The 7,183-nt window shown below is 45.1% G+C and carries 8 protein-coding genes and 1 pseudogene; 8 read left to right on the top strand and 1 reads right to left on the bottom strand.

The genetic code is table 11. The features are described from left to right. On the bottom strand, positions 1 to 547 hold a 547-nt coding region (locus tag H6G92_RS37660), incomplete at its 3' end, for a hypothetical protein (RefSeq protein ID WP_190901833.1). Between the two features lie 86 nt (positions 548 to 633). Between H6G92_RS37660 and H6G92_RS37655 the strand changes: the two genes are divergently transcribed. The 8 genes and pseudogenes from H6G92_RS37655 to H6G92_RS37620 form a co-directional block, all read left to right on the top strand. Next, positions 634 to 909 carry a hypothetical protein gene (locus H6G92_RS37655; RefSeq protein WP_190901831.1) on the top strand — a complete coding sequence of 92 codons (276 nt, stop codon included), beginning with the start codon at positions 634 to 636 and terminating at the stop codon, positions 907 to 909. A gap of 179 nt (positions 910 to 1,088) precedes the next feature. Further along, positions 1,089 to 1,319: a hypothetical protein gene (locus H6G92_RS37650; RefSeq protein WP_190901829.1), complete on the top strand. Its 231-nt coding sequence runs from the start codon at positions 1,089 to 1,091 to the stop codon at positions 1,317 to 1,319. Positions 1,320 to 1,613: 294 nt separating this feature from the next. After that, positions 1,614 to 2,441 (top strand): hypothetical protein, encoded by an 828-nt coding sequence (locus H6G92_RS37645; RefSeq protein WP_190901828.1) that lies wholly within the window; start codon positions 1,614 to 1,616, stop codon positions 2,439 to 2,441. Positions 2,442 to 2,522: 81 nt separating this feature from the next. Continuing rightward, on the top strand, positions 2,523 to 4,121 hold the full coding sequence (locus tag H6G92_RS37640; protein ID WP_190901825.1) for a hypothetical protein: 1,599 nt from the start codon (positions 2,523 to 2,525) through the stop codon (positions 4,119 to 4,121). Between the two features lie 106 nt (positions 4,122 to 4,227). Then, positions 4,228 to 5,430, top strand: a complete 1,203-nt coding sequence (locus H6G92_RS37635) for a hypothetical protein (protein WP_190901823.1) — start codon at positions 4,228 to 4,230, stop codon at positions 5,428 to 5,430. Between the two features lie 123 nt (positions 5,431 to 5,553). Continuing rightward, the gene (locus H6G92_RS37630) at positions 5,554 to 5,877 is read left to right on the top strand and encodes a hypothetical protein (protein ID WP_190901821.1); all 324 of its coding nucleotides are present in this window, start codon (positions 5,554 to 5,556) and stop codon (positions 5,875 to 5,877) included. A gap of 86 nt (positions 5,878 to 5,963) precedes the next feature. Then, a complete protein-coding gene (locus H6G92_RS37625; protein ID WP_242059505.1) occupies positions 5,964 to 6,212 on the top strand; it encodes a hypothetical protein in 249 nt (82 codons plus the stop codon). A gap of 426 nt (positions 6,213 to 6,638) precedes the next feature. Then, positions 6,639 to 7,183: pseudogene (locus H6G92_RS37620) on the top strand (hypothetical protein); the annotation flags it as partial.

Below are 7,183 nucleotides of genomic sequence, written 5' to 3'. Positions count from 1 at the left end.
GGACTCCTAAGGAGGCAATCACTTGTTCTGCACTAGGAGCCACGCGATTAAGTCCGTACTGTCTGGGTCTGGCATACCAGCCCTCTTCATCCCAGCCAACGAAGCCAACTAACTTGCCCTGGCGATAGACTTTCGTGCTGAATACTAGATAATCAATCTCACCGTGATACAAACCAAAAAGAGTGCAAGCTTTTTTCAACTCGGACTCCAGTCGTCGATTCCGTTCCAGTGCTGTTTCTGGTAGAGTCGCTTTGACCTCTGCAACTCTTGTAGCGAACCAGTCCCTGTCCAAGGGTAGCCGTCCGCCTTCCACAAACTGCACCCATACTGTGATTCCGCCTTCAATCCAGATAGTGCGAACTGATTCGGGTTCAACTTCGATAATCTCACCAATGATGCGGCGATCTCTGTTGGTGAGAGAATCTTGGGTTGGGGCTACAGCTTGGGCTTGGGTTTCGAGGTGACTGTATAGTTCTGCTTGGGCTAGGGCTTGCTCATCATGAGAAGAACTAGGAATTGCTTGCTGTGTATGTGTTGTATAAGGCATAATAGAGTTCCTTGATAAAAGGGTAAAAGGCGATCGCAAACTTTGGACGGTGGGCGATTGCCTTTGTTATGTGTGCAAAGAACGTTGTGGTTCAGCACAACGCTCTCAAAAAGATTTGGCGTAGCCATATATTTGCGACTCAAAGCCAGTGGCATTTGAGTAATACCAAAACAGGAGATACAGCGTATCAGGCGACGTGTATGACTTCAAACGCTTCAAATATCGTCCGCCGTCCTGCCGGTAATTTCTTATTCAGTGCAAATCCATTTCCATGCTGTGTACCCCTCGCCTTCTCTGGTTGTGCCAGTGCCTCGGTTGCTCCTCAAGCAGTCACTCTGGATTGTGCTGTCAAAGTTCTGTAGTGAGCGCATCTTTATTTACTAGGAGGCGTTGCGCTTGTTTCCTCCTTTATATTTACCATGTTAGTACGAGTTAGTACGTTTGTCAATATAGTTAGTACGAAACGCCAGTCCAATATATTTCCTGATAGAATAAATCGTACTAACGGCTTGTGATAACTTAAAACAAAAGGAGATTGTCTATGGCTATTGAATCTCGTCTAACAATTCGCATTGAAGAGGATATACGGACAGCTTTTCGGTCTAAAGTCGAAGCGCAGGGCAAAACTGTTACAGATGTACTTTTAAAATTTATTAAAGAATATGTAGAGACAGAAAATTCGGAAAATGGCCATGATGTAGCCCAGATTGAGCAAAGAGTTCAAAGACTTGAATCTCTTGTAGAGGAATGCCTGGGGGAATTAGTCGCCTGAGAGAGGAGAACACCACTCTCAGGCAATGGCGTGATCACATTATTAACACTGTTATCAAGGACAAACCCGCCGAGCATTAGGTGGGTTTTGTTTTTTATAGATCACAGCGTACTAACCTGTGCTAACACAATTCTTTAGTTATGTACGAGGTTATACAGTTATGAATCCCACGCCATCTTTATTTGAGTCACTAGAAAACTTTATTGACATATTTACTCTTGGACTAAGTTAAAAGCGATCGCCTCCCGCCAAGAAGAACAATCGCCCAGACTAATCCTTTAACAAAGAAATAGTATGTCTAATTTACCAGTTTTCCAGTTACTCCTCCAAGACAATCCCAACTTATTCAGCACAGAAGGCTTATCTTCACTGCTGCAAGACTGCCTTAGACTGAGATACCCCAAACGCCATAAGTTCATTTACCCTTCATTGTTAGACAGACGAGTTTACTTAGAGCTTGCTGGGCTTGGGAACGGTAATGCCAAACATGATGAAATTATTCATCGGATCATGACAGACCCTAAAGGCTGGTGTCTGGATGCTCCATCATCCGTACATGAAGGGGCGCGGTTCTACGAAAGTATGGGTAAGATTTTTGGCCCTAATTTTGGTACTGAACTTTTTCTCTACCACACTATTAGAGATAATATTCAGGATATTCAGAAAAACTTGGCCATCTCTGGAGTCAGCCAGCGAAACATTTCAATCCGCGATTGCTTGTTCTCCTACCCGATAGTAGAGGATCAACTGCTCACGCTGGAGAGCGATCGCATCATTCTTCAAAAAGCAGTTCCAGAAATCATCCAGTTTTTTGTCAGCCTTGTTCAGATCGCACCTGCATATAACTTGTTTTTGGTGAATAAGGACAAGAGAAATATCCACGCTTCAGTCACCACAGTTGAAAGTTATGCACCAAAGGCAGTCATTGCAGACATTTATGCTGAATCTTGTAACTGGGAGAAATCAGAACAGAACTGCTGGCGAGGAAAAAGTACTTTCAGGAAAGATCCAGACGAAGTTCATTTATACCTTCATCTTGATCACAAAGAGAACGAAATTATTTACTTTAAAGCGGTTTACCCGGACTTGAGCCGATTCACAAGGTTTGCTGAAGTCGCCTAATGCGATAAGCCTAACGGCTCCTGCAAGTCCCTTACTAACTGCAAGATTCCTAGTATTTAACATACATAGTGGGCAAGAGATATGCTGACACTAGAAAGAGAAGAAACATCAGCACTCGATTACAGCAACCTCAACACCAGCATCCAGGAAACCTTCACCGCCATCGACCGATTTGAATGGCAAGCGGTAGATGAAATCCTTCAGATGCGGGAACAGCAGCTTTACCTGCAAGCTGGATATAAAAGCTTTGAAGAATACTGCCAGCGTGAGTTATACGCCTGGGGTGGATACCGACGAATCAACCAACTGCTAGGAGCCAAAAAGGTCATAGACGCAGTTGGTGAGTTGGGCGAACACATCAAAAATGAGCGCCAAGCTCGTCCACTGCTGCGGCTAGTCAAGGAACCAGAAAAACTAAAACAAGCTGTAACGATCGCTCTCAAAGATAACCCGTCCCCTGGTGAATCAGACTTTGCTGCTGCCGCCCAAAAAGTGGTTCCTCAACTTCCACGCAAAAAGCAATCTATTCAGGAACCAATGGTTCCCAAAATTCAAGAACCAGTGGTTCCTCAAAAAGCTATTGTCACAGTTTCACAAGAATCACATCCAAGGTATGGGGATTCGGGAAGCATCGAGGCAGACGCGCCAAATCGCTGGCAGCAGATTGTAACTTTCCCTGATGGCGAGAGGTTACTGATCAACAATGCGGATCTAGATGCCGCCAGTGTTTCATTCCCTAGAGAGCGGAACTATCCACCAGAATATACCTCAGCGATCGCTCAAATTAAAGAGCAACATCAGCAAGAGTTAGAGCGCCTAGAGCAAGAACTGAGGATTGGCTTGCAAACAGAAGCAGCTACCAGAGCCGAAGCCCAGGTACAAGAGCGAATCCAATCCTTGCAACAACTGTACAAGCAGCAGAAGGAGCAGAATATTCAGTTACAGCAGCGATTGGATGAGATGGAGGGGTTACGGAAACTGGAAATTGAAAACCAACAACTCCAGCAACGTATTCAGGAATTGGAACGCGCCGTAGAAGAACGTCCCTCGCAACAGTGGGGGAATACGATGACCCAGCAAGCAACCAAGGCTTTGAACAAGCAGGTGAAGCTTGCCCTAGAGAAAACTATTGATTTGCGATCGCTGGCGCAGGAACCGCCCAAAGAGAATGCACAGGAATGTCTGCGGCTGATGGGTATGGCGTTGAAGAATCTCGCCAGTGCGATGAACAACACCCAAGCACTTGAAGCTGCGGCGATAATTCTGGGGAGTGAGCCGACACCATCTGCGATCGCTTATCGAGCCGAGCAATTGGAAATGCTACCCCAGGCGGTTAGTGAGATTCGGGCAGTACTAGCTAAACCTGGGTGTACATGGCAGGACTATTGGGCAGTGGCCCAAGAGTACGAAGTGATTAAACAAGATTACTGGGCGGAATTGACCACCCAGGAAACAGAATTGATTACCGCACTCCAGAACGCATCCTCTCAACCGGACACTATTGGCATCGGCTCTATTGTTTCCCATGCTGATCCATACCGCACTTTGTATGTAGAGAGAGGTGAAGTAGTAGAAGAATTAGGCGAAGAGTTGGTGGTGGCTTGGGATTGTTGGAAGGAGCAATCGAAAAAGACTGATAGGTATTTTCGAGATGAATTGCGATTCTGGCAACCTCAATAGTCTTTCAGTGTACTGGTAACTTTTTTAGACAAAGAAATGCAAGTACCAAGCCCCGCATCACAGTGGGGGAAAATTCCGTGCGTCAATATAAATAGGAGATTGTAGAATGACCGCAACCATCACAAAACCCAAGCTCAAAAAGGCTGCTGCCGCTAGCAAACCACAGTCACCGTATAAGCGGCTTCATGTGATTATCCCCATAGAAGATATGTTGTGGGCATCGCAGCAAAAGCCTTCAGTTACGCAATTGTGGCAGGAGTCTTGGACAGCTGACCCTTATGGTTCCCGATGGATGCCCCTGACTTCCACTTTGGGGTACAGTACTTTTATCTGTGCAAAGAAAATTCTAGCTGAAAGCGGGTTGTTTATTTTCAAGCCCGATAAGTCCGTAGAAGACGGCCGAGAAACAGCTAGTTGGATGGTGAAAAATTTGCATGGCAGTCGAATGAAAGAGTTCTGGGAGAAAGCCAATGCCGAAAAACGAGAACCAGATTCTCTAAAACGAGAACCAAATGCTGGGGATTCAGAGATAGATGCTGGCTGTGAAGAAATGGGTGCTTCGTACAAAGCGTCTATCTTAGGTCAAAGTCAGTCAGAGAAGGGGTTCCAGCAAAGCTCACGAACTGCTCAGGAACACCTCACAAACTCTACAAAAGAGTTTGTGAGGTGTAACTCTGACACGCAACCCGTTATTTCGCACTGTGAAGAGGCGGCGATCGCTCCCTTGGAGGTCGCGTCACCTCAGTTTGTTGAAAGCGTGTCAGAGAAGGAGGAAGAGTTACCTGCGGTAACGCACTGTACAACGCTAGCGCTTTTGGATGCTGCACAGAGTAATCCCGCTTTGTTGTTGGCTGAAAACCAGGACTGTGGTGTTGAGCCGAGGAACTGTCATGAAGGTGCTTGTTCCGCCGCGCCCGTCGCTCAAGATGAAAAATCCTTAAATTCTGCGATCGCTAATCAAACACCAGGGCTTGTAGAACAAAGTAATTCCGCTTCGTTGTTAGTTGAAAATTCAATTTCAAGTGGAGAAATGAAAGCGGATCATGAAGGTACTTGTTCCGCCGCACCTGCCACCAGTGCTGAAAAATGGTCGCATGAGGCGATTGTTGCAAGGGCAAATGCGCGACCTGTAAGAAGGGAAAAACTGAATCGAGCGGCGAATTCGGGAGAGAATCCGGGGTTTGAGTACTTGCAGGAGTGTTGGAATGATGACCCTGCTTTGCAGATTGTGATCAAGAAGCTGCTGGTGAAGTTTCCGCAGTGGGGAATTGCGATTGTTGATGGGGTGTTAGTGGATTGGGATGAGTAACAAGTGTGATGCGTTGAAAACAAATAATGCAAAGTTTTGTAATAATCTTGACTTGATGCAAAAAATTTGAATTTTGGGGTGAAAGCTTAGTACAGCTAGCCACACAAACATAAGAGCATGATTATGAATTCAACTAATCCCCCTGAAAACGTGATTAATTGTTTGCAAACTATTTTGAATGCCACAGCTACAGGAAATTACGACCTTTTTCTCAGAGTTGGTGATTCCGACTACAGAACAGATATTACCAAAGAAATTTTTGACCAAGTTAGCTCCCCACTAATTCCTCGTATGTCTGAAGGTTATACAACTACTTATTTCGGTGATCTCAAACAAGGAGAAACTCAGACCTATTTGTGGAAGCTGAGTTTTGCTGATGGTGGACATGAATTTATAGTACGTATGGGGATGATAGGGGACAAAGTTAATCTGATATGGATTACTTAAGATAAAAGATTGTTGCGTCGAACCCAAAGCTCTTTCTTTATGTTCCTTGCGCGTTTCTTATAGACGATACCTGTTCTGCCGTCCCTGTGCCAAATCCCGAAAAATGGTCGCATGAGGCGATTGTTGCGCGGTCAAATATGCGACCGGAGCGGATGCAGAAACTGAAAGTTGCGGCGAATTCGGGGCAGAATCCGGGGTTTGACTTCCTCCAACAATGCTGGAATGATGATCCTGCGCTGGTGATCGTGATCAAGAAACTGGTGGCGAAGTTTCCGCAGTGGGGGATTGCTTGCGTTGAGGGGGGCTTGCGTATTTCAAAAGTCCGATACTTTTAAGAATCTTTAACTTCAGGCGATCGCTAAAGAGTGAAACGCAGTGTTATTTTGCTAAGTAATGAACTAAAGCAAAGACAGGCAGGTAAAGCATGGATTTGGAGGATTTGACAAAGCTGATTCATGAGCATGGCTTATCAGAGTATCAAGATGAGATTTAGGCAAGTGTGCGCCCTGCTGTCTTGTTGAGGCTTGGGCTAGCTGAACCAGGACATAAGGGCAAAGCCGTGATGCAATGGAAACCCCAATCAAGCAAGTAGCGTCTTAATTATAATGACTACGACTATACAAAAAACGCAAAAGCGTGAAAGCCTGATTTTTACATGCAAAATTTTGAATTATCCTTGAGCATTTTTTCAAACGCTGTCTAAAAGCTATGTAAAAGCTCAAATCTGAATAAACCCTTTAGATAAAGTACCCGACAAAGCAATGATGACTGGTTTTACCCAACTCAAACCCCAGTTCGTAACTCATTTAGGATTGCTATATCAAAAGTTTTATTTAATTTATTTGACTTGTCTGAATATTAATCAGCCGCTTCAGTACATTCTCAAAGTATGCCTTCTGGCAACAATTATTAACAGTCTAGCTGTCAATGTTGTTGCTGCTGAAGTACAAACTTTTGGACAAGCTGGTAGAAATGGTGTAGATGGTCGATCTGGACGAGATGGGAACTCTGCTACCGAGCAAACAATTCGCGCTAGCGAACAACTACAAACGATTGACCTCTCCGGTACAGATGGCGAAGCGGGAGAATCTGCTATTTCTGGTGAACAAGCTTCTGGATGTCAACAGCCGCAAAATGTGACAGTAAATGTATGCGGTGCTAAAGGCGGCAATGGCGGTAATGGTGGTGATGGTGGCGATGGTGGTGATGGTGGTAATGCTACTGTTTACTTTGAGTCATTATCTAAACTCAAGAATGTGGTGTTACGTAATCGGGGCGGGAGGGCAGGTGTCGGAGGAAAGGGCGG

This window comes from Nostoc foliaceum FACHB-393, assembly GCF_014698505.1.
In the GTDB taxonomy this organism is placed as follows: Bacteria; Cyanobacteriota; Cyanobacteriia; order Cyanobacteriales; family Nostocaceae; genus Nostoc; species Nostoc foliaceum_A.
Note: the sequence above shows the minus strand (reverse complement) of the source record. Positions and strands in the feature narration are given on the sequence as shown.